At 68.3% G+C, this 22,124-nt stretch carries 21 protein-coding genes; 11 read left to right on the top strand and 10 right to left on the bottom strand.

Translation table 11 applies throughout. The features are described from left to right. Positions 1 to 126: 126 nt before the first annotated feature. A complete protein-coding gene (locus tag ABD811_RS04785) occupies positions 127 to 693 on the bottom strand; it encodes a helix-turn-helix domain-containing protein (RefSeq protein WP_344941331.1) in 567 nt (188 codons plus the stop codon). 100 nt (positions 694 to 793) lie between these two features. Here ABD811_RS04785 and ABD811_RS04780 point away from each other — a divergent pair, with 100 nt between their 5' ends. Next, positions 794 to 2,215, top strand: coding sequence for an alpha/beta hydrolase family protein (locus ABD811_RS04780; RefSeq protein ID WP_344941328.1), 1,422 nt, complete (start codon positions 794 to 796; stop codon positions 2,213 to 2,215). A 167-nt stretch (positions 2,216 to 2,382) separates the two neighbouring features. Here ABD811_RS04780 and ABD811_RS04775 read toward each other — a convergent pair whose 3' ends face one another. The 7 genes from ABD811_RS04775 to ABD811_RS04745 all read right to left on the bottom strand — a co-directional run bounded on the left by ABD811_RS04775 (position 2,383) and on the right by ABD811_RS04745 (position 8,824). Beyond that, positions 2,383 to 3,282, bottom strand: a complete 900-nt coding sequence (locus tag ABD811_RS04775) for a nucleotide-binding protein (RefSeq protein WP_344941325.1) — start codon at positions 3,280 to 3,282, stop codon at positions 2,383 to 2,385. A gap of 11 nt (positions 3,283 to 3,293) precedes the next feature. Beyond that, positions 3,294 to 4,613 carry a type VII secretion integral membrane protein EccD gene (eccD, locus tag ABD811_RS04770; protein WP_344941322.1) on the bottom strand — a complete coding sequence of 440 codons (1,320 nt, stop codon included), beginning with the start codon at positions 4,611 to 4,613 and terminating at the stop codon, positions 3,294 to 3,296. Positions 4,614 to 4,682: 69 nt separating this feature from the next. Next, the gene (locus ABD811_RS04765) at positions 4,683 to 5,681 is read right to left on the bottom strand and encodes a TNT domain-containing protein (protein ID WP_344941320.1); all 999 of its coding nucleotides are present in this window, start codon (positions 5,679 to 5,681) and stop codon (positions 4,683 to 4,685) included. An 895-nt stretch (positions 5,682 to 6,576) separates the two neighbouring features. Then, positions 6,577 to 6,876: a pore-forming ESAT-6 family protein gene (locus tag ABD811_RS04760; RefSeq protein WP_344941317.1), complete on the bottom strand. Its 300-nt coding sequence runs from the start codon at positions 6,874 to 6,876 to the stop codon at positions 6,577 to 6,579. Between the two features lie 16 nt (positions 6,877 to 6,892). Next, positions 6,893 to 7,231 (bottom strand): DUF6507 family protein, encoded by a 339-nt coding sequence (locus ABD811_RS04755; RefSeq protein WP_344941313.1) that lies wholly within the window; start codon positions 7,229 to 7,231, stop codon positions 6,893 to 6,895. A gap of 214 nt (positions 7,232 to 7,445) precedes the next feature. Next, positions 7,446 to 8,432 (bottom strand): DUF6177 family protein, encoded by a 987-nt coding sequence (locus ABD811_RS04750; RefSeq protein WP_344941311.1) that lies wholly within the window; start codon positions 8,430 to 8,432, stop codon positions 7,446 to 7,448. Then, the gene (locus ABD811_RS04745; protein WP_344941308.1) at positions 8,432 to 8,824 is read right to left on the bottom strand and encodes a hypothetical protein; all 393 of its coding nucleotides are present in this window, start codon (positions 8,822 to 8,824) and stop codon (positions 8,432 to 8,434) included. Before ABD811_RS04745 ends, ABD811_RS04750 begins: the two co-directional genes overlap by 1 nt. A gap of 181 nt (positions 8,825 to 9,005) precedes the next feature. Here ABD811_RS04745 and ABD811_RS04740 point away from each other — a divergent pair, with 181 nt between their 5' ends. The 4 genes from ABD811_RS04740 (at position 9,006) to ABD811_RS04725 (ending at position 12,968) form a co-directional block, all read left to right on the top strand. Continuing rightward, positions 9,006 to 9,293: a hypothetical protein gene (locus ABD811_RS04740; RefSeq protein ID WP_344941306.1), complete on the top strand. Its 288-nt coding sequence runs from the start codon at positions 9,006 to 9,008 to the stop codon at positions 9,291 to 9,293. A gap of 69 nt (positions 9,294 to 9,362) precedes the next feature. Further along, a complete protein-coding gene (locus tag ABD811_RS04735; protein WP_344941303.1) occupies positions 9,363 to 9,752 on the top strand; it encodes a DUF6507 family protein in 390 nt (129 codons plus the stop codon). 23 nt (positions 9,753 to 9,775) lie between these two features. After that, on the top strand, positions 9,776 to 12,295 hold the full coding sequence (locus ABD811_RS04730; RefSeq protein ID WP_344941301.1) for a hypothetical protein: 2,520 nt from the start codon (positions 9,776 to 9,778) through the stop codon (positions 12,293 to 12,295). Next, on the top strand, positions 12,282 to 12,968 hold the full coding sequence (locus ABD811_RS04725; RefSeq protein WP_344941298.1) for a hypothetical protein: 687 nt from the start codon (positions 12,282 to 12,284) through the stop codon (positions 12,966 to 12,968). Before ABD811_RS04730 ends, ABD811_RS04725 begins: the two co-directional genes overlap by 14 nt. A gap of 668 nt (positions 12,969 to 13,636) precedes the next feature. Here the strand turns inward: ABD811_RS04725 and ABD811_RS04720 are convergent. Further along, positions 13,637 to 14,749 carry a DUF6177 family protein gene (locus ABD811_RS04720; RefSeq protein ID WP_344941296.1) on the bottom strand — a complete coding sequence of 371 codons (1,113 nt, stop codon included), beginning with the start codon at positions 14,747 to 14,749 and terminating at the stop codon, positions 13,637 to 13,639. Continuing rightward, positions 14,746 to 15,105: a hypothetical protein gene (locus ABD811_RS04715; RefSeq protein WP_344941293.1), complete on the bottom strand. Its 360-nt coding sequence runs from the start codon at positions 15,103 to 15,105 to the stop codon at positions 14,746 to 14,748. The genes ABD811_RS04720 and ABD811_RS04715 overlap by 4 nt, the downstream gene beginning before the upstream one ends. Before the next feature lie 239 nt (positions 15,106 to 15,344). On the opposite strand from ABD811_RS04715, the gene ABD811_RS04710 reads away from it, so the two are divergent. From ABD811_RS04710 to ABD811_RS04685, 6 genes are all read left to right on the top strand, one after another. Next, entirely contained in the window at positions 15,345 to 15,713 is a 369-nt protein-coding gene (locus ABD811_RS04710) for a DUF6507 family protein (RefSeq protein ID WP_344941292.1), read from the top strand. After that, entirely contained in the window at positions 15,710 to 18,439 is a 2,730-nt protein-coding gene (locus ABD811_RS04705; RefSeq protein WP_344941290.1) for a hypothetical protein, read from the top strand. The genes ABD811_RS04710 and ABD811_RS04705 overlap by 4 nt, the downstream gene beginning before the upstream one ends. Positions 18,440 to 18,445: 6 nt before the next feature. Beyond that, entirely contained in the window at positions 18,446 to 18,931 is a 486-nt protein-coding gene (locus ABD811_RS04700; RefSeq protein WP_344941288.1) for a DUF6301 family protein, read from the top strand. A gap of 5 nt (positions 18,932 to 18,936) precedes the next feature. Beyond that, a complete protein-coding gene (locus tag ABD811_RS04695; protein ID WP_344941286.1) occupies positions 18,937 to 19,374 on the top strand; it encodes a TY-Chap domain-containing protein in 438 nt (145 codons plus the stop codon). A gap of 534 nt (positions 19,375 to 19,908) precedes the next feature. Continuing rightward, positions 19,909 to 21,012: a DNA polymerase III subunit beta family protein gene (locus tag ABD811_RS04690; protein ID WP_344941284.1), complete on the top strand. Its 1,104-nt coding sequence runs from the start codon at positions 19,909 to 19,911 to the stop codon at positions 21,010 to 21,012. Positions 21,013 to 21,033: 21 nt separating this feature from the next. Then, a complete protein-coding gene (locus tag ABD811_RS04685) occupies positions 21,034 to 21,693 on the top strand; it encodes a hypothetical protein (RefSeq protein WP_344941281.1) in 660 nt (219 codons plus the stop codon). The last annotated feature ends 431 nt before the right edge of the window (positions 21,694 to 22,124 follow it).

The following is a 22,124-nucleotide window of genomic DNA, read 5'->3' as shown; positions in this document are numbered from 1 at the left end:
TGCCCATAGGGCATCGCAGGGCCGGTGCGTCCTGGTGACCGGCCTGGGCGCGGTGACCTTGGCGGCGTGCGGTGAGGGCGCGCGTCCCCGTCCGTGGGACGTTGGTGGGGGGGCTGTTTTGGTGGGTCAGTCTTCGTCGGCGGGGAGTGTGAAGAGGCGGATGTGGACCGGACGGGCGTCGGGGGGTGCGTCTTCGCCGCGGCGGCAGTACTGGTGCAGGAGGCGGATGTAGTCCTCGAAGAAGGCGGCCAGGTCTTCCTCGGTCATGTGGCCGTAGCCGCGCGAGAGGCGTGCCCATTCTGGGTTGCGTTCGTAGGCCGCGGGCAGTTTGCCGAACATCTCCATGTCCTCGGCGTGGCCTTGGCGCAGTAGTTCGGCGAGGACGGGACGGTCCTCGGGGGCGAGCATGTCGGGGGTCGGCATGCGCAGGTCGCGTGGGGACTCGGCGCGGCGCCACCAACGCTCCCGGCCGGTGGAGCGTTCGGCGATCTCCTCGATGAAGCCGTACTTCTCCAGTTGCCGTAGGTGGTAGCTCGCGGTGCCGGTGTTGACGCCGAGCGCCTCGCCGATGGTCGTCGACGTCGCGGGGCCGTGCTGACGGAGCCGGTGCAGGATCCTGCGGCGCAGGGGATGGCTCAGCGCCTTGAGCTTCCCCGGGTCGTCCAGGATGACGGGCTCCGCATCGTCCTTCATGAGGAGAACTCTACTGCCGCAGGACTACGTTTGCAGAGAAGCCTTTGCAAAGGAACCTCTGTAGTCTACGGTCCTCGGCATGAAGACAGCGATCACCGTTGTGCTGGCGCTCCTGTTCGGAGTGCTGGGCGCGGCGCCCGTCAGGGCGTCGACAGTTGCGCCGACCAGGGCGTCCGCAACTGGAGCGGTTCCGGTGCCGCCCGGTTTGAGCTCCACCGACGTGAGTTTCAAGGGGTTCGGCGGGCTCACTCTTCACGGCACCATGCTGGCGCCGCAGAAGGCGTCACGTCCCCGTCCCGGTGTCGTGCTCGTCACCGGATCCGGCTCGGGCGTGCCCCGCGAGCACCTGCTCACAGAGGCCGTTGAGTTCGCGCGGCAGGGCCTCGCGGTTCTGATCTACGACAAGAGATCGGTGGGCTACACGCGATTCCGCCGGTCGTATTCGGAGCTCGCCGACGACGCGCTCGCCGCGGTACGCGCGCTCCGTGCCCAGCCTGGTGTCGACCCGGCGAAGGTCGGTCTCTGGGGGCTCAGCGAGGGCGGCTGGGTGGCGCCCCTCGCCGCGTCACGGTCCGACGACGTGGCGTTCGTGATCGTCGTGGGCGGTAACGCCATGACGCCGATACGGCAGCAACTCTGGAACGAGACGTCCGCGCTGCGCCGGGTGGGCGTGTCCGGCTCGCTGATCGACCAGGGCAAGCGCAACTTCGCCCGGCTCGGAGCCGACGCGGGACTGTTCGCCGAGGCGCACTTCGACGCCCAGGCCGTCCTGCGACGGGTTCGGCAGCCGTTGCTCGGCGTGTGGGGCAGCCGCGACCTGCAGACACCGCCCGGGGACAATCCTCCGCTGTTCGCGCGGGCGCTTGAGCGAGGCGGCAACACCCACTACACCTTCCGGTTCTTCGCCGGCGCCGATCACGCCGCGCATGTGAGCCCTGACGGCGGCGTCACCCGGGGAGCGGCGCTGGCACCGGGCTACGCGGAGCTTGTCGGCTCGTGGGTCCGTGACGTGACGAGCGGCCGCCTGCCGAACGCCGACGCTCCGACGCCGCCCGAGCAGGACCACCCGAGCACGCCAGCGCCGCCGTCGGCGTGGTGGGAGTCCGCCTGGATGCAACTGGCGGCGTTCGTGCTGTTCGTCGTCGCGTTCACCGCGTACCCCCTGGTGGCGGTGGTGCGACGGGTCCGCCGACGGAAAGTGACACTGGTCGGCCGATGGGCCCGCCTGCTCGCCGGAACGGGTTTCCTCGCCGTGATCGGCCTGTTCTTCTACCTCTTCTATCTGATGGCCGCGGGCAGGTCACCGGACCCCGGTTCTGTCATCGCGGGGAGGCCCTTGCCATGGCTCGCACTACAGGGCCTCGCCGTGGCCGCCACCGTTTCCTGCGTCGCGACGACGGTGACGTGGCGACGGGCCGCCGCGACGCTCTCACGCGGCGAACATGCACGGCTCGCGTTGCTGGTCATCGCGGGAGCGGTGTTCGTCCCATGGGCCTTGTACTGGGGGCTGCTCCTCCCCTGAGAGCTGACGGGCTTCAGCAAACCGCGACCAGCAGCAGGTGGTTTCCTTCACGAGCCCACTGAGGGAAACCTCCTGAGGGGCTTGGGCGCCAACGCCGACCACAGGGGCCCGGCACTTGCAAGCCGCCCCTTGCGGTACAACGCGGCGAATGGAACCGCGTCGTCCGTTCACAAGGACGTGGGGTGGAGGGCGCGCTGCAGGGTTTCGGCCGCTATGCGGATGGCGGTGGTGCGGGTGGAGTGGGCCAGGCGGCGGGGGTCGAGCGTGGACGTGCTGGCCAGGTGACGGTCGTAGTCCAGGCGGACGGCGCCCGCGCCGACGTCGGCGAGGATGGCGGCGGCGCCGTCCAGGTCGAGGGTCTTGCGGGTGTGTGGGCTCTTGACGGTGAACACCACGACCGTGCGGGCGATGAGGTGGCCGAGGCCGGACGCGGCGACCAGGTCGAGGGCTCGGCCCGCCGTGCGGGCGCCGTCCGGGGTGGCGGGGGTGGCCAGGACGACGGCGTGCGCCCCGGCCAGCACGGCCTGCTGCAGTTCGCCGCGCATGCCGGAACCGCAGTCGATGATCGTCACGCCGAAGAAGCGGGTCAGCGGGACGGCGTTGTGCTCGTATATCTCCGCGGTCAGGGGACTGTCACCCATGTGCCCACGGTTGGCCGGCAGCACCCAGAGCCGGTCGCCCGCGGACGTCAGGTACGGTTCGACGTCCTCGAACGACCCGGCGCCGGCCAGGGCGGCCTGCACGTCCGCGAGGGCGTGCCGGTGGCGGACGCCCAGGCGCAGCGGGAGCGAGCCCCAGTCCGGGTCGACGTCCACGGCGAGCACGCGGTCGTGACGGTGGTTGGCGAACACCAGGGCCAGCAGGGCCGACAGCGTGCTCTTGCCGGACCCGCCGCGCATCCCGACCACGGCGATCCGGCGGCCCGTGGTGATCGGGCGTTGGACGTCCGCCGCGGACTCGGCGAGGTTCGCCAGGTCGTGCGCGGGCCGGAACGCCCGGGCCGCCTCGCGCCCCAGCCGGCGGAGCAGAGGTTCGCCGTGCGGCAGGTCGTGTGCGCGGTCAGGCACCCTGCTCCTCGTCAGAAGGTGTCGAGCAGACGTTCGTAGACGCCGAAGGTCCCGATGGCCACCGGGATGAGGGCGACGGCGGCGACGGCTTCGGCACGGGCCGTCATCCGGCGCAGGCGTGCCCGGACGTGCTCGGGCTGTTCGGTGCTCAGGACGACCAGCGGGATGGCCAGCGCGGCGGCCAGCATGCCGAGCGCGGGAGCGGCCGCCCACGGCGTATCGTCCGCCCACCGGTAGGCCAGGTTGACCCAGACGGCCAGGGCGGCGGCCAGCAGCGCGGCCTTCTGCGGTACGAGCGGGAACATCCTGGCGCGGCTGGCGACCACGATGGCGAGCAGCACGGCGAGGGCGGCCGTCCAGCCGTCGAGCCGCGTCGCGGGCGCCCAACCGGCCAACACCGCGGCCACCGCCACGGCGACGGTCGCGATGACCAGGCTGCGGTGGGTGTGGACCAGGGCCGTCAGCACGTCGCCGCGCGGCACCGCCGAACCCGCGCTGCGCCGGTCGTCCAGCGAGGTCAGCCCGGACAGCGTCAGCGCGATCCGCAGCATGACGTTGAGCAGCACCACGCAGGTGACGGCGAGCACGGCGCCGGTGCGGGCGGCGTCCAGGTCAAGGCCGGCGCAGGCGCCCCACACGGCGGCGAGCAGCACGACCAGGCCGCCGCCGACCAGTCCGCCGCGTCCCAGGGGAGTGGTGGCGCCGAGCGCGGCCAGCAGCAGTCCGAGGAGCAGGGCCAGGGCGCTCCAACGGATCCAGGGCTCCCAGCCGTACAGGCCGGCGGCGGACCAGACCGCGACGCCCGCCAGCGCGCCGCCGCCGAGCGTCACCGCCGTGCCGAGCGGGGTACGTCCCAGCGCGCCGACCGCCAGGCCCGTGAGGACCAAGATGACGGCCATCGTCGCGGCGGCCACGAACCCCGCGTCGCCGCCGGGATTGGCGCTGAGGACGAGCCCCGCGGCGGCGGCCAGGACCGCGGTGGTGGCGGACGCGGTCCACTGGGCCGCGCGCGGGCTCCACCGCCACAGGTGGTCGGAGACGGCGTCGTCGACCGCCTCGGGCACGTCGTGGACGACCGGGGCGGGCAGCGGCTCGTCCGCCCGCACCAGCCGGAGCACGCTGCCGTCGAGAACGCCGCGTTCGGCGAGCGTCGCCTGCCCGTCGAGCACCTCACCGGTGGACGTGATCAGGTGCCGCAGACGCGCGGGACGCTGGACATGGTCGTCGAGCAGCCGCAGCACGTCCGGCATGAGCGCCCCGATCGGCTCGGTCGCCGGAAGGACCGCATCGACCCTGCGTTGCTCGGCGACCAGGGTGACCCGGCTCCACACGGTGTTGTGCCCTTTCCTCGGTCGGTTGCGGATTCGTCCGGTCTCTCGGCTTCGGCTACGGCCGTGTGCTCATTTTGGTATTTGCGACACGGCGACGCGTTCGAGGTAGCCATTGCGCAGCAGCCACCGGACGGTGGGGAGTGCGGGCGGCCGCGGGAACAGCCCGGCGTTGACGGTGAACCTGACGCCCCCGCCCTGGCTGGTCGCGGTCGGCCCTGAGACGGTCGCGGTGAGCTGGAACGGTTTGACCACGCGGTAGCGGTGGTAGCCGCTGGGCGTCTGCGGGTCCACGGTGGCCCGTGCGGACGGGGGCAGCCCGCGTTGACCGAACGGGGTCCCGTACGGGAACAGCACCGATCCGCTCTCCTGCCCGAACGCGTCGACGATCTGCCCCTGCGTCAGCAGGATGGTGGCCGAGGCGCCGCCCGCCGTGGTGATCTTTGCCTGGGCGTCCGCCGCAAGCCTGGCGGCCTGCCCCGCCGCCTGGGACTCCTCCGCGGGAGTCAACCGCCGGGGCGGCGTCTCGCGCAGGACGAGCTCCCCGTACAGCCATCGGCACGCCTCGTCCTCGGTGGCGAACTGCGCGCCTATGCGGCCCTGGTCGTACTCCACGACGCCCCCGGAGAAACCGTTCGTACCGTTCGCGCTGGGGGCCACCACGTAGTAGCTGGACGTCTTGGCCGGAGGCGGTTTCGGCTGCCCGGGCAGGACGTACAGACCGGGGGGCACGTTCGCCTGCGTCAACGCCTGCCGGAGCATGGGGAACGTGACCTTCGCCCCCACCCAGCTCGCCGGCACCGGCGCCACGCCGCCGTCCGGGGGAGGAGCCTGCGCCTGCTGGGCCTGCTCCTCCTGCTTCTTCTGGGTGGCGAGCTTGGACTGCAGGAACGACCACCCGACCATCCCGGCGCACACGACGGCCGCGACGCACAACCCGACGACGACCTTCATCAGGCTCTCGTCGAACGTCCGCCGCGCCCGCTGCGGCCCGAACAGCACCGCGTCCCGCAGGCGCCGGCGGCGCACGGCGACCGACTCCAGCAGTTGCGTGTCGTAATCGCGAGCCACCGACACCTCCTCCCACTCCTACCGAACGACCGCCGCCCGAACGACGGCCGCCGTCTGACTACCAGGGACACGCCCCCACAAGACGCCCCACAGACGCCCTCCAACGACGCCCCCGGCAACCCGACACCTGATTCCTACCAACACCCACCGTCAATCGACCGGTGACCGACGAACCGGCGCCAAGACCGACTCCCTGAGGCCACCGACCGAGCCAAACACCCACAGCGATAGGCCCGCCACATCTCGACCACCGGCCGACGCGCCCGCTCCGAACGTCCACCGAACCACCGGCCCGCCGCTTCGCTGCCGGCCCGCCCCGCCCGAACGACCCGCTCGACTCGACTGGCCGAGGTAGCGCCAAACACCCCACACCCGAGCCAGACACCGACCACTGAACGACACGGAAGACCTGGCCGCCTCGAGCCCCGCCCGACCGCCCCATCGGCGCGACGCGCTGCCCACCCGGCCCGCCCAAACGGCCCAACGCGGAAGACCAGCCGCCACCCGACCACGCCTGCGATTCCCCGCGCCAACACCAACCGACCCCGACGCCCCGAAACCGTCGACGTCGAGACGGCCCCGCCGCCGCCAGCGCAACTGCCCGACCACGCCGGATCACTCCCCCATGCCAAGACCGGCAACGCAGCGACGCGAAACCGTTGACGATGACGGCCCCGCCGCACCCGGTGCAACGTCCTGCCCATGCCGGACGACTCGTCCGCGAAAAGGTCGGCGACGCAGCGACGCAAATGTTGACCACGACGGCTCGGCCACGCCCAGTGCGACGTCCTGCCCATGCCGGACGGCTCGTCCGCGCGAAGACCGGGGGTACGGCGATGCGGACCGTTCGACGTCGGCGAGCCGGCTGCGCCCGGCGTGACTGGTGTCCCCGAGGTCAGATGGCGGCTACGGCTGCGCTGGCCTTGCTGAGCGCGGTCTGGGCGGTCTGGTCGTTGGAGGCCAGGGTCGCCTTCACCAGGCGGATGATCTCGCGGGTCTCGTTGGCCGCCTGCTGCCACTTGGCCTCCTTGGCGGCGTACTCGGCCGACACCCCGGTGGCCTCGAAGTCCGACAGCGCGGTCTTGACGTCGCCGTCGTGCTGTCCGATCAGCGCCTCCAGGCGGGCGATGACCGCGTGGATGTTGCCCTGCGCCTCCTGCGAGGCCCCCGTGTCGTACGCTCGGCGTGCACCCATGACGTGCTCCCCTCCGTCAGGATCCGGTGCGGAACTTGGCGGCGTCGAAGTTGGCGGCAGCCATGTTCCGCTGGGCGTCGGAGGCCATCGTCTCGTCCCCGGTGACGAAGGCCTTCTCCATGCCGATCTGTCCCTGGTTCACCGAGCCCAGCCCGGTGGTCAGGTCGGCGATGATCTGGTCGGACCGGGCCTTGAACGAGTCGAAGGCCGCCTTTCCCGCGCCGTCGAACCGCCCCGCGAGCGGTTCGGCCGCGGCGATCAGCTGCTTGACCAGCGTCGCGAGCTCCTGGGTGGAGCCGCCGGTGTTCTTTGCCAGGGTGACCAGGGTCTCCTGGCCGTAATCCCATCGCCCCACGTGACACCCCTCTTGTCAGTCAGTCCGCCATTCCGTCACTACCAATGAGACTCGATCATCATGGTCATGGTTCCATAGTGGACGTCGGAGACAAAAGACCCATTGACTCCGCATGCCGATGCTTCCTGGAGGCTCGCGCGTCGCTCCCTGCAGGCGCCGTGCCAATTGTGGGATGACCCCACTTCGATCTCCCCTTCTGGGCATCGCATCATGATCATGATGGCTCTGCGGGACCGAAATGCGCCATTACGGCCTGGAACTTCGCCCAGTCCTCGGGGTCGCGCCCCTCGCCCACTCCGTACCAGGCGCCGCCCGTGTCGAAATGACGCACTCGCATACCGGTGACGTCCAACGTGCCGTTCGCAGGGGTCTGTCTCATCGCCTCGGCCGTCACCGCCACTCCCACAGGTGCGGGCAGACCGTTGAACCGAGGCTCCGTCGTCAGATCACGCCGACCGGGCACCGCCTGTGCCGTCATCGAGGCCAGGCCGAAGTGCGAACCGATCCGGTCGGCCAACTCGGCCAGGTCGGGCAGGGAATCGTCCGGTCGGAGGCCCACCGCGACGGTGGTGGTCTCCTCGACTCCCGACTCGGCCCGGTCGACCTCCAGCGTGCCGATCGCCCGGCGGTCGGCCCGGCTGTCGCCCACGCAGACGAGCCGGGTCGGCTCCGGCGAACGCTCACGGCACAACGCGGTCAGCGCGTCCTTGTGCCACGGAATGGCGGCGGGCTCGCAGGCACCCCATCCCTGCGGACCATTTCCGGTCAGCTCGCGATGCAGGATTTCGGTCACTTCCCCGAGTACCAACCCCTCCGTCGCGGGGTGCCGTACGGTGGCCGTCACCAGCAACTGGAGTCCTTCCGGCGGCGGGCCGGAGGGGAACCGCGAGTGGACGACCGCCTCGGTCCCCTCGATCTGCGGGACGAAGGCGGCACCGTCCCATCGCAGGACGGCGCCGTTCAACCCGTCGTAGTAGACGCCATCGCAGTCCTTGACCGCCCACCGGGCCGCCGGGCCCAGCATCAGCCTGAGCGGCAAGGTCAGCCGGCCTCCGGCGTGACCGGCGATCACCAGCTGGCGTTCTGTTTCGGCGCAGAAGCGCAACGCCTCCGCCATCCGCACCGACAGCGACACGACCGGCCGGTTAACGATCAGCAGCCCGGTCAGGTCGGTGCACAGGTCGACCGCTGGATGTTCCATCACCGGCTCCTCAACCCGGCCCTGTCGGCGTAGGCGGGATCGTCGAACCAGACCTCGCCGTCCAGCCGGAGCGACAGCTCGGCGGCGAACCGCAGGGCGGGCACCTCGGCGTTCTCCACCTCCTCGGAGGCGTGCACCTCGACCCACCAGATCGGCGGCTCCAGGTGCGCCACCTCCGGCCCCAGCAGCCGCTCCAGCTCCCCGGGCACCTGGACCAGGATCGGCGCCTCGACGAGCGCCACCACCTGGCCGCCCTCGCGGTCCGAGATCTTCAGAGCACCACCGTCCCCGACGTCGGACACCCAGACTTCCGCCCCGGCCGCCGCCAGCGCGGCCTCGACGGACTCCTCGTCCGGTGCCGTCTTCAGCAGCGCGACCATGTCCTTGCTCACCGCGTCTCGTCCCTCTCTGAGTCGCACCAGGTGGGGCCGGTGATCCGCCCGCGCGGGTGAACAGATGCCGGTTCGTCGTGAATCATCGAGGCGAGCCTAACGACGACCACTGACACTTTCGCGCTGATATCCAAGGCCCTGAACGATCTGCCGATAGTGCGACACACCCTGGAGGTGGGACGTGAAGTTCGAGTTGCCCCACGACGACGAGACCGGATCCGGCCAAGTGGACGAGCCGCGACCCGCCGAGGACGACATCGAGTCCACGGCGCCCGAAGAACTCGTGATCATGACGCCCGACGAACTCGCACAGATGCTCGCCGACGAGACCGAGCAGATGAACGAATGTTTGGACACGCTGACCGGAATCATCGCAAAGGAGTCGTCCCGCACGCGGAACCGTCCAGCGCCTCCACCGGCCAGCTTCCGTCCGGCAAGATTCCGGGCAAATCCCCCCACGGCATCATAAGCAAGCCCCATGCGCTGACGGCAACACACGAGACTATGAACTTCTCTTCCTTGCATGTCGTCTTTACTCTTGATCAACGATGTTGTCGGCCGTGCGGGGGTTCGGGTGACTCTACGGGGATGGGACATCAATCTCGGCGGGGTGCGCAGCACGATCGCGAAGACGATCGCGGCGGTCGAGCCCCTGGAGAAGCAGGCCAAGGCCTACGCCGATGCGATGGAGGCGGCGGGTAAGGCGTCGGGCAGCGAGGTGGTCAACGCGGCGTTGCTGGGGTTCGGTCAGCACCACCTGTACACGTTGCCGTTGCTGGCGCGGCGTACGTCGAACTGCATCCGTGGTGTCACGTTGGCGACGAACGCCTATCTGGCCGGTGATCGGGAGATGGCCGAGCGGGCGCATCGTACGGCGCTGACCGCGCCGCGTCCGGAGGACCTACTGCGGAAGGGCCGCCGCAAGTGATCAGCGCGGCTGGTATCGCGGCGATGATCGCCAAGCTGAACACCGCCCAGGTGTACGGCGAGGCGGCCCGGTTGCGCAGCGCCGCGCAGTCCATCAGCGCCACCGGATCGAACGTGCATCTGGCCTGGTCGAATGGTCTCAATCCGCGGGTGTACACGGCGCCGGAGGCCGAGCAGTTGCGCCAGGCCGCCCTCCCCGTCCAGACGGGGACGGCCGATTTCGCCGGGCGGTTGCGTAAGGTCGCGTTCGCCTTGGAGCAGTACGCCGACGCCGTGAGCCCCATCAAATCCCGGCTCCAGGCGTTGCACGGTGAGGCGACCGCGTTGGAGGCCAAGGTCAAGGCCGAGGGGGACGACTGGACCAAGAACGAGGACCTGGTCAAGGACAACAACCGGATCGAAACCGCCGTCCGTGCCCAGGCCATGGCGCTGTCGGCCGCAGAGCAGCAGTGCGCCGGCGCCATCTACGCCACCTACGGCGGCAGCCCGCCCCCTCCACGCTGCAGCGCCACCCCACCCCCGGCCGCCCCTCCGTGGGGCACCCCGGAAAAGGCCGATCTGCCGTGGTACAAGGACGCCTGGAGGGGCGCGGGCAGGGTCCTGGGTGGGATCTGGGATGTCACCTGGGGTGGGGTTTCCACCCTGGTCGGCGTGCAGGGCTGGGACAAGGCCCGTGAAGCCTGGAAGGAGATGGGCAAGTGGGCCTTGTCGGCGGCGATCGTCAGTGGCCCGGGCACCCAGAGCCTGCTGCTGAACCCCAAGATCCGCAACATGGTCTGGGACTCCCACAAGAACCAGGTCAAGGGGCTGCTCGCCTGGGACGAATGGCGCCGTGACCCTGCCCGGGCCGCCGGGCAGGTCGCCGGCAACGCCCTCATGCTCGCCACTCTCAAGAAGACTGGTGCCCCGGCCAGCAGCGCCCTCGGCCGCGGCCTCCAGCGGGCCGCCGTCGTCGGCCGCGCCATTGACCCGGGAACCGCCCTCGCCAAGACGGGCGGCGGCGCGTGGAACCTAGTTGGCAAGCTCAAGAACGGCCCCACCCCACGCCTGGACGCGGACCTCCCCAGGCTCGCTGCCACACCCGACCCCACGCCCGCGCGCTCCGGCCTGGGCGACTTCCGCACCCCCAACGGAACCATCGGCGAGGTCAAACACCCCCGCCCCGTCAGCTACCCCGCAGCCGAACCGCCACTGCGCCCCAGCACCTCCCACCCCACCCCCCGCGAACCTGCCCTGGCCGGAGCCCCACCACGCACCACGCCCCACGAAATCAACAGCCCCCACACCTCATCCCACAACGGCCCACCACCCGCCAGGCCGGGGGAAAACGCTGGCGGCAGCCGCTCCTCAGGGCACGACCAAAGCAGCCAACACACGCCACCGGACAAACCCACCCCCCGCAACTCATCCTCCGAATCTCCCAGCACAGTTCCGCGCACCCCTGGCGATCCCAACAGCGCCCCTCCCTCTCGCCCGCCGAACAGCGGCCCGGGATCAAGGTCGGAGGCGCCGAGTTCGGAAACCGGCGTTGGTAAGGAGAAGGACGTCGCGGGAAGCCAGAAAGGCTCTCAACCCGGAGAAAGTGAAAGCGGTGCCGCCTCGCGTGATCACGAGGGAGAGAACAGCACTCCGGCGTCCGGTGACGGTGAAGGCACTGCCTCCGACACCGGAACCAACCCGGCGGGGGAGGGGCCACCACCGCCCCGCGATCCCTCTTTCTCACCGGAGCGGTACCAGCGGTTGGGGCTGTCCGAGGCCGAGGCGGCCCGGGCACATCACAACGCCAACCGCTACGGAGTGGGCAAGCAACTTGAGGACCTGCTCGCGAAGGCGGAGAGCGGTAAACTCCCCAAAAATGAGGTCGGCCAGGCCTTGCGTGATCTCGAAGCAGCCATGAACAGCGGCAAGTTGCACATTAATAGCTACACTCAGCAACTGAGGCAGCTCGCCAGGGCGACAGATGTCAAGACATTCAGGGAGAACTACGCCGAGGTGCTGGCCGCCAAGCAGGTGATCGAAAGCGCGGACCTCGCACCGGGGACCAAGGTTCTGACTCATGCGCGAGCAGGGCATCTTTCCGACGATCTCGGCGACGGTACGCGGATCGACATCAATCCGGTTTCCCAGGCGGATCTGCTCTACAAGACCTCCGACGGGAAAATCCATGTCGACGAGGTCAAGCACACGCCTAACGCGCTCGAGAGCAAGCTGAACGATGATCCGCGCCAACTGCGGAAGCTCCGACGGTGGAAGAACGCCGATCCGGATGGCCGAGAGGTCGGGTACCGCATCCCGAGCGACGAGCGCTGGACGGGCCTTTTCCATGGCAACCCTGATACGATGCAACGGGTGGCAAAGTCGGACGTTCCGCTGACGATCGGCGAGCACACCTTTTCGCCGACGGAGTTGGCAGAATTTCATCAAAAAGTGTCGCGTAAGTACGTCACATGGCGGCGCGAGAATCCCGACCGACCCATCGGCGAGTTCTTTAAGCAACCACAGATGCGGACCATCGAAGAGGCGCTGAGGTATGTCGAAGACTGAGCAGGGCGGCGCCGATGAGCTGGTAGCTGCTGAACTGGCAGAGGTCGCCGCGCCCTGGAACATCGTCGATCTCGATGATGGGCATGTCCGGGAACTTTCCGCCCGCCAGGAGGATGTTGAGGCTGCTCTGCGGTCACTTTCCGCTTTGCTTCGGTTCAAGGCGAATCATGCGGGGGAGGTCGCAAAAGCTGAAGGCGAAATGCCTGAACTGGTCAACGCCTACTGGATAGGCTGGAGTCACGAACTTGTCGCCGCAATGCCTCTGCTAAGTGACATGACGTGGCAGAATTTCCAGTCCTGGGCTCATGGATTCGACCCTTCCTGGATCGACCGCTCCTGGCGGGAACCGCCGAAAGAGTTCATCCACGCAGTCGCCTGGATGTGGTGCAACGGCAGAGTCGAGATGGCTGCTATCACCGTCATCGACTGGCTGGACGAGATATTCCGTGAGCAGCCAGATCATCCGCTGCTGCTCAAGTTCTTCGAGCTCGCGGCCGTGTACGCCCCTCAGGTGGGTAATTTCGGTGGCCACCTCATCGAAGTGATGGGGGCCGTGGGCAGGGAAAGGTCAGTGCCATATCTTGACAGGATCGCAGGATCCTCCGGACTCTCCGCCAACCTCAAAAGGGCGGTAGAGGAGGAACGCGCCTCCATCCGAAGGCGATCCATGTGATGTGACGTGCCCGTCGCCGCGGGAATCAGGCGGCGGCGTCTCGATCGCCGAGGAGCGCTCGCCGCAGCGGTTCCCGCCAGGCGTCGGCACCACCGTCGTAGGGTGCACGCTTAACGAGGTTTTGAGGAGACGGGAGGCGAGGGGCGAGCCACCCGTCGTCGTGGATGACGGTCCCGCTCGTGGAGCGCGCCGGAAGGGGTGCGCGAATGGCGCTCTCTACCGAGGCCGACGTCGCGGCGGCTCGCTCCTGGCCGCGCCGCGCACTGCGTACGAGGGACGGCGGGTCGACCGCGTTGTACAGGGAACCGTTGTCGAGGCGCTGGCGACCCGCGAGGCCAAGCCGGGGGACGAGGCCACCTTTGGCGGCCACGTCCTGGAGTGATCCACGCCGTGCGCGCGCACGGTCACGTGTAGGCGCACGGCCGCCTTCCTCGGCACTGCGGAGAGCACTGGCCCCTGCAGTTCAGGCGTGGGGCGTGGGAGAGGGCACCAGAGCATTGGGGGGTGGCGCCATCAGGGCCGACCCGTTGGAGCAGCAGGTGCACAGTCGCGGCGTGCTACTGGCGCAGGTCCGTGGGTCGCGGTGGAGGGAAGTATGACCCGAAGTGCGCGTGTCCTTGTCCGTGGGCAACGTCTGCTGGTGAACGACACATCGGCTCACGGAAGCCTTACCCGCTTCGAGGTGGTCTTCTTCTCCAGACGCCTTCTTCGAGTGTCGGTGCGTCCGAGACACTCTGTTCCTCGGACGTTTCCTGCTGCCGTCGGTCACCAGGTCCAGGCGCGTCCTGGTTGTTGAGGCCTGGGGCTAGGTGTTCGAAGAGCCGGCGCCAGGTCGTCCAGGCGTTCGTGTCGTGTCCGTCGCCGATCTGGTACCAGGCGGCGGGAAAGCGGGCGTGGCCCAGCTGTCGCGTGGTGATTCCAGGGGGAGCGAAGGCGCGTTCACGGCCGATCTCGCGTACGGCGTCCGGGCCCAGCGCCATGCCGATCGGGGCCGCGGTGCCCGTGTCGCTGGGGACCGCCGTTAGGTCAGGACGTCCTGGACGGGCGTGAGCCTGGAAGTCCACAAGGCCGTGGTCGGTGACGAGCCGTTCAACGACGTCCGCTAGGACGGCCAACGGTAGGGCCTGCGCCGGCCCGTATCCCAGGTGGAGCGTGACCGCTTCGTCGATGCCTTCTGTATTACGACTCACGCGCGTGACTCCGATGGCCTGGACTCCACTCAACCCTGTATGGAAGAACCGCGTGCTCTGTGGAGCCCGGCCGCGACACAGATCGGTGATGTGCTCGGGGTTCCACGCCTGTGCGAGGGGCTCGCTCGTGCCCCACCCAGACGGTCTGTGTCCGATGAGCATCTCGTAGCAAAGTTCCGTGGCGCCCCCCAGCCGAGCGTTGTCCACCGCTGGATGCCGTACGCGAAAGTCCAGCATCAACTGGGTCCCGTCCACGCCCACGGGAACAACCGTGTAGGGGGCAGCGCCGCCGGGCGGATCCTCGGGGACGAACGCGGAGCCGTCGAACCGCAGCCGCTCCCCGGTGCCGCCGTCGTAGAAGCCGGACGGGTGCCCAACGACCCATCGGAAGTACGGCGGCTGCAACGTCTCGTACAGGGGCATCGTCAGCCGGGCCGTGTGCGGCGTGACGAGCTGCAACGGCATTTGGGCCTCGCTGACGACCGCGATCGCGTCGACGAGCCATGTCGACAGCGGCACCACCGGACGCTTCTGCATGACGATCGCGGCCGCGTCGGTGACCAGGTCGATGGCCGGATGCGGACGGCTCACGGCTGGTCCTCCGCGACCCAGACCACGCCCCCGAGCTTGTTGACCAGGGCGTCGGCGAAGACGCGGGCCAGCTCGGGCGCGCCCTGCCGTTCCGCCGCGCGGGCCTCCACCCACCACAGCGGCGGCCGCAGTCCTGCGGCTGACGGGCCGAGCAGCCGCTCCGCCTCGCCCGGCACCTGGACGAGCACGGGCGCCTCGACCGACAGCAGCGGCCCGCCCTCGTCGTCGAACAGCTGGATGACGCCTCCGTGCTCAGGAACGTCGAGCCGCAGGTCGTCCCCGGCGGCGCTCAGCCCGTCCAGCAGGGTCCGCACGTCGGGCATCTGCTGTGTCAACGCGATGACGTCGTATGTCACCCGCACCACCTCTGGTGACCGCTCTCCACAGAACCTCCTCGCAAAGCCCGCCGGGTCGCGACGCAGCGTACGACGTCACACGACCACGGCCGGATTTCGGACGACCATAAAGACGTACCTAGATTCGGTCGTTACTTGATCGAGACAATCACCGCGGGCAAAGTGTCCGTCAGGATAGATAACTTCCAATTGGCCATTGTGTCCTGATCTATCCGACGCCGACGGGGAGGCGTGGTCGTATGACCAGCTACGGCATCGATGACGGTGGCGTACTTGGGGAGCTCAGAAGGGCGGCGGCCGCGTCGCAGCCGCTGTGGAAACACGACAAGGCGTTCTTCACCCACCTCAAGGAAGCCGGCGTCGCCTGCCGCAGCGAGATCGTCAGCGCGGCGCTGCTGCGGTTCGGCACGCAGGCGAGGACCCGGGTGAACGGCATGGAGAGCCGCATCAACCGTGCCGTGACGAAGACCTCCGAGGCCACCTCGTACTACGTGGCCGCTGACCACGAGATGGGCGAACGCGCCCGCCGTTACGCGCGCAGGGCGGCCGCCGCGCAACGCGCCGCGATCGAGGCGCCGGGTCCGAACGGTCTGTACAAGCAGAAGTGACCAGCATCGACATGAGCGGCCTGCCGGACTTCTCCGGGGTCGCCGAAAAAGTGCAGCAGGCGGCGGCGGGCCTCAAGAAGGCCGGAGCCGGAATTCAGGAGACCGGGCGGCGCGTCAACAGCGTCTGGACGAAAGGCGGCCTCAGGCAGTTCTACACGGCCCCCGAAGCCGAGAAGGTCCTGGCCGCCATGGGCCCGGTCCAGGCGGAGGGCGACACGGTCGGCAGCCAGACGGCCACCGTCGTGTCGGCACTGGAGGCCTTCGCCGCCGAGGTCGCCAAGATCCAGCAGCAGCTGACCATTCTCAAGGCCGACATCGCCGATTTCAACGGCGACGTCATGGGCGACCCGGACGCCATGGAGGACGACGCCACCCGGGATCGCTACAACAGCCTGATCAACCGGATGAACGCCTGGGGTGTCACCGCCTTCCAGCGCGCCGAACGCGACTGCGCCAACAAAATCAACGCCCTCACCGGCGGCCCGCATTACGTCCCCGGCGAGTTCGGTGACGACCACGGCAAACTTCCACCCGGCTACCAGCGGTACGGCTGGGCGCGCCTTCCTGACGGCGCCCGTGTCCCTTGGGGCTCGACCGTCAAGGAGCCGGACCCCTGGTGGGAACGCTTTGCGAAAGGCGCGGGCAAGGCGGCCTGGGGTATGGTCACCGGCACCTTCTCCCTGGTCGACTTCACCAATACGGAAACGTTCCTCGCCTCTTGGGACGGCCTGCTCAAACTCGGTTACGGCTCCAGCCCCGTAATTCTGGCCGCATCCGCCATCAGAGGCGACGGTAGGGCCAAAGAAGGTCTGGAGGCGTGGAAGGCCCTCGGCAAGGACTTCATCGGCTGGGACGAACACGCCAAGGGCAACCACGCTGGCGCTTTGGGCGCCACCGCCGTCAACGTCGCCACCTTCGGCCCGCTGACCAAGTTGCTCAAGGCCGGCAAGTTCGGCAAGGGCGGCAAGGCCGCCGCCAGCGCCGCCGGTCACATCCCCGGCTTCACGGGCCTGGTCAACTCCGGCCGCAGCGCCTTCGCCACCATCCAGGAGAAACTGGCTTCCCTCCGCGGCACCAAGGCCCCCCGGGTAATCGACCCTGCCAGCATCCGCATTGACCCGCCCGCGCGCGCCCCGCACACGGTTCCCGACCCACGCCCGACCGTCGGCGACGTGAGGCGCCAAATCGACGACATCGGCAGGCGTTACGAGCCCGACTTCCAGAACGTCGACCGTCGCCCAGGCGCCCGCCCGCCCCACAACGACGACAACCTTCCCCCGGTCCCTCGAGACCGCACCCCGGAACTCGCCACCGTAGGCGGCCGCCCTCCCCACGAAATCAACAGCGCCCACAAGCCGCCCCATACAGGCGAGGGCGACCGGAACCCCACGTCTGGTGGCGGCTCCGACCGGACGCCCCTTGGCCGCGAAGGAAGTCCCGAAGGGACGGCGCGCCGCCCCGGAGGCGAAGGCGGCAATGGACCGGTTGCGCCTCGTCAAGGCACTCCAGGCGCCGGCGAACTGGACGGCAACGGCCGCCCCAGAACCCAGCCCGGCGGGGGCGGGGACCGGGAAGCTCCGCCCTCAGGTGAAAAGCCAGACAACAGTGCTTCGGGACAGTCTCCCGAAGAGGGGACGGGACGAAAGCCCGACACAGAGAACAACGAGGCAGCAGGGAATAGCGAGGATCTTCCGCGGCGTGACACCTCCCAGGAGCCGCTGCCGAAAGGTATGTACATCGGGGAAGACGGGAGGCTGCACAAGCCCGGTGACGCCGAGGGGGAGTATTGGACTGCAGACGGCCGTTTGCACTACGAGGGAGATCCTCCCGGCTCCTTCCGTCAGGAAGATACGCGCAGACTACATGACCGGAACGGCAATTTCCTCCCTGATCCGCGAAGCAAGGATCACCTGGACTTTTTGGCTCAGAAGGGAGATAAGCAGGGCTACACGCCTACCCCTGAGGCTGCTGCTCGGATCGAAGAACTTGTCGCCAAGCGGACTCCGGTGGAGAAGAATCGAGCCAACCTGAACAGTGAGATTCGTAAACTGCTGGGCATCAAGAAGTTCGGCGACAAAAACGAGTTCGGCATCGACGACATTCACGATCTGAGTGAGAAGAAGCTCGAGAAGAAGATTGACGAGCTGTTGGAGCGGGTACAGAATGATCCGCACCTGTCAATGGAGCAGAAGCAGCAACAACTCGCCAAACTGGATCAACTGCGGGATCTGGCCGATGACTATAACAAGGAGGGTAAGGTCCTGCAGCGCCTCAGTGAGCGGCTGGGCATGGTAGGGGCGGAAGATTTCGCCGGAAGGCGGGGAGTGAAACTCACTCCTCTCTTCGATGGGCCGGGGCGAAGCGGAACCTTGGACGTGGTCTCGGTCGAAGAAAATCGGCTGAAGTTGGTCGTAGTCGAAGGTAAGGGTGCCGGCTCGACATTGGGAGAGAGTAAAGTGGGTGGCGGGAAGAAGGCGGAGCAGGGCAGTCCGGAATACCTGGAGTGGCTCCTGGGGCGCGACCCCGATCTGCGGAAGGCTCTGGAGAACAACCCAGAACTTCGAGCGCGGCTGCAAGCGGCACTGGACGAGGGGAAACTCGAAGTCGAGTACCATCTCGTGCACGTGGACAAACATGGCAAGGCCACCACATTGGAGTTCGATCTCAGTCGCGACGGACGTCCTCTCAAAATCCGGCGGGTCGCCGGCCTCACTCCGGTAGGATGACATCTCATGGCGGAACACAGACGACTCTCAGATCGGGAAGTCGTCGAGTTGGTGACGAGGTTTCGAGATCTGGCCTGGTCCTGGAACGCGGCCGACGTTGACCAACTCGTCCACGACTTCGGCTGGACGGTTGAGGCGCGACGTCGTAGAGGTGTGCGTCTGGACACCGGACTCGGCATGGCCAGTGGCGATATCAACATCACCAGTGACGGCCAAGTTGAGCGGGTATCGGTGGCCGCATCGGAATACGTCAGTAACGAGACGATCGAAGGCCGGTCGTGGCTGCAGGATGTTTTCGCCGATGTGACCGCGATCGCGACGAAGACGCTGGGTGAACCAACTGACCGGCGCCCCGGCGAGTACCCTGAGGTGCGGTGGCGTGGCCAGCAGACCACAATCGTGGTCATGCGATCGTCGACGCTGGTCAAGATTTTCGTCGCCACGAATGAGTACCTGGATGAACACGACTGGGCTGTGAGTCAAGGACTGTGAGCGCCATGGACTGGGAAGCATTCACTGTCGGCCTCGCTGAAGAACTGGCCAACCTTCCGGCGGGCGCCCTGGTTGTGATACTGGAGCCCGTGGAGACGGATCGGCAGCGCTACGTTCAGTTCGCTCAGTCGAGCACTGAACTGTTCGCATATGTAGTGGTCAACAGCTTTCTTGAGCGTGATGAGGTGCGCGCCACTCCACGAGGCGAAGAAGTGATCATGGATGCTGGGTGGCGCTGCCCCGAAGGTATGCACGAGAACTGGTGGCAGGAGCTTCGATGGCCGGCTTCGTCGAGGCAGTACCGAGATTTGGCCAGGGCCATCGCGATCGCGCTACGTGACGGCTACAGAATCGGGGATATCTCGCACTGGCGCTATCGCGCCTGGAATGAAGAGACCGGTGACCTGATCGAGCTCCCGAAGCTCGGATTGGCCCGAGAGTAGTGTCCTGCAGCTCAAGGCAAGAGCGCGTTGAGAGGTTTCGCTCGGGCGGCGGTCTGCTGACGGTAGTCAGGTTGCGCACCTAGGGGAAGCGGCTGGACGGCGACTTGGTTCCGCCCTTAGCTGATCCCGCGGACCAGATCCAACGGTCGGCCTCAGGTACTACGAACCTCTGCCAAGGAACGGATCGCGCGGCTGATCGTTACCCCGTCGCGCGTCCTCCCGAGCCGTTCACCTTCACCGCCTAGATCGCGGCCGAGGCCGCGCAGCCGGAGGAGGCGGTGGCCGAACTCACGGACGTGCGGGTCGGTGACCGGCTCAGCTTCGGCTCCCCGCGTCTCGGGTCCAGTGAACGGCTGCTGGTCACCGGCCTCTCACGTCGGGCGGGGTGGAGCTCAGCTGTGGTCGCTGGTGGGATCCGTTGTGGGGCTTGTCGTTCATCCTGGCGTCCCGGCGGCAGCTCCCCGCGGGTCCCGGTGGCTCGGACGGCTGCGTTGCTTTGACTTTCAAGGAGGTTGAAGCCGGACAATCCAGCTCATGGATGACGTCGACGCGCTGTTGAGCATCGGTGCCTTCGCGCGCCGGGTGGGGCTGGCTCCGAGCGCTTTGCGGTTCTACGACGACTGCGGCGTCCTGCGTCCCGCCTTCGTCGACGACGCGACCGGCTATCGCTACTACCACCCGGACCAGGAGGCTCGGGCCGTTCTCGTGAGGCGGTTGCGGACGGCGGGCATGCCGTTGACGGACGCCTCGGTGGTGCTCGACGGCCCTCCCGAGGAAGCCCGTGCCGTCCTCGAAGGGCATGCGAGGAAGTCACGGGAGACGGCGGCCGCGGCGCAGTCGGCGATCGAGGAGATCTTGCGGGACCTGTCGGCCGGGGCGTCCCGCACCGTGGCTCGGGTCGGTGGTGCCGAACTGTCCAGCGCCGTCCGCCAGGTGGCGCCCGCGGCGGCTTCTCCGGCCGTGGCCGAGGAGTTCCCCATCCTCGGCGGTGTGTTGATCGAACTGGACGGCGAGGAGGTTCGCCTGGTCGCCACGGACCGGTACCGCCTGGCGGTCCGGACCCTGCGGCCGCATTCCTTTGAGGGTGCACCGTGCCAGGTGGTGGTCGACGCCTCGGCGATGAAGGACGTCATCCCCTGGGTCGTACGCCTGGCGGAGGTCGGCCTGGAGGTCGATGGCCAGACGGCGCGGATCCACGGCGACGGGCAGTCTGTGACGCTTCCGGCGATCGAGGGGGCGTACCCCGACTACCGGATGATCCTGGATCACCTACCGGCCGCCCGGAACCGCCTGATCACCGGTAGGCAGGCACTGCGCGACCGGCTCGCTGAAGGTGCGGGAGAAGGGCCGGTCACCCTGCACGCCGAGGACCACCGGCTCGTGCTGGAAGGCTGCGAACCCGCGGCGGCCGCACTGCCCGCCATCTGCACCGGACCCCCGCTGCGCATCGCCTTCGACCCGGCCGTGCTGCTCGCGGCACTCGACGTCGGCGTCGGCCCGGACGTGCTCCTGGAGGTCACGTCCGATATCCAGCCCGTCGTGGTCCGCTCCGCCGACCAGGGCAGCTTCACCACCCTCGTCATGCCGGTCCGGGGCACCGGCGCCGATGACCGCATCTCACCGGCCGCCACGGTATGAGCGGCGAAGAAAGAGGAAGACATGAACCCGGACAACCCCGTTGTCCAGCTGTGCTCCCACGGCATGCAGGCCGAGGCGGAGGGACGTGACGCCGACGCGCGCGCGGCGTTCGAGCAGGCGTGGAAGATCGCGAGCGATGACTACGAAGCGTGCGTCGCCGCCCACTACCTCGCCCGGCACCAGCCGACCGCGCAGGAAACCCTCCGCTGGAACCAGGAGAGCCTGGACCGCGCGGATCGGGTGGGCGACGGCCGGGTCAAGGGCTTCTACGCCTCTCTGCACCTCAACATGGCCAAGGCCTACAGGGACCTCGCCGACCCCGACCAGGCGCGCCGGCACTTCGAGTTGGCGGCCGCGCACATCGATGACGTACCGGACGGGCAGTACGCCGACTGGAACCGGTTCGCGATCGCCGAAGGACTGCGTTCGGTAGGAGCCGCGCCACGCGCCGCCGACGATCTCCTGAAGGATCTCCTGGCCAGTTTCTGCGCACGCGCCGACCTCAAGGCGCTCGGCCTGGTCGTGACTCCCTACCTCGCGGACCTCGGCACCGAAGCCGACCGGACGCGGCTCCAGACCGCCCTGCACATGCTGCACGCCGCCCGATCGCTGCCGGAAGACGAGCAGAAAGCGCTCGGCAAGGCGATCAGTTCGCTGAACGGAGAGGCCGCACATCCCTGAGGAAGACCGAGACGCCCCCAGGCGGTGTGTGGCCGCCGGCTGTGCTCACCTTTGGCGTCGGCGGCGCACCAATCCCGAGCCGACCGCCATGCCGGGCTTGACCTCGCTGTAGTCGCGGCGGCCAGCCGATCGGCTCAGGCGGGTTCGGCCTGGACGTCTTGGAGCATGAGGGTGTTGCCGTAGCCGGGGGAGGTACCGACGGCCATCTGCTTTCGGTGGTAGACGGTCGTGGTTCTGGTGGACGGTGGCCAGTGTCACTGTGGTGGGCGGACGCCGAGGTGATGGGCTGATGGTCTGGTTTGGTGGTGGTTCGACAACCAGGAGACGCCGGTCTTGGGCGCCGTCAACCCACACTCCGCGGGGTGCCTGCGGTGCGTGGCACGCCGGTTCTCGGCGTAGATCTCAAAGTGGAAGTCGATGTTGCTGGGCAA

Source organism: Actinomadura miaoliensis (genome assembly GCF_039536785.1).
GTDB classification, from domain to species: domain Bacteria; phylum Actinomycetota; class Actinomycetes; order Streptosporangiales; family Streptosporangiaceae; genus Spirillospora; species Spirillospora miaoliensis.
The sequence above is the reverse complement of the archived record's forward strand: the minus strand, read 5'-3'. Positions and strand labels throughout refer to the sequence as shown.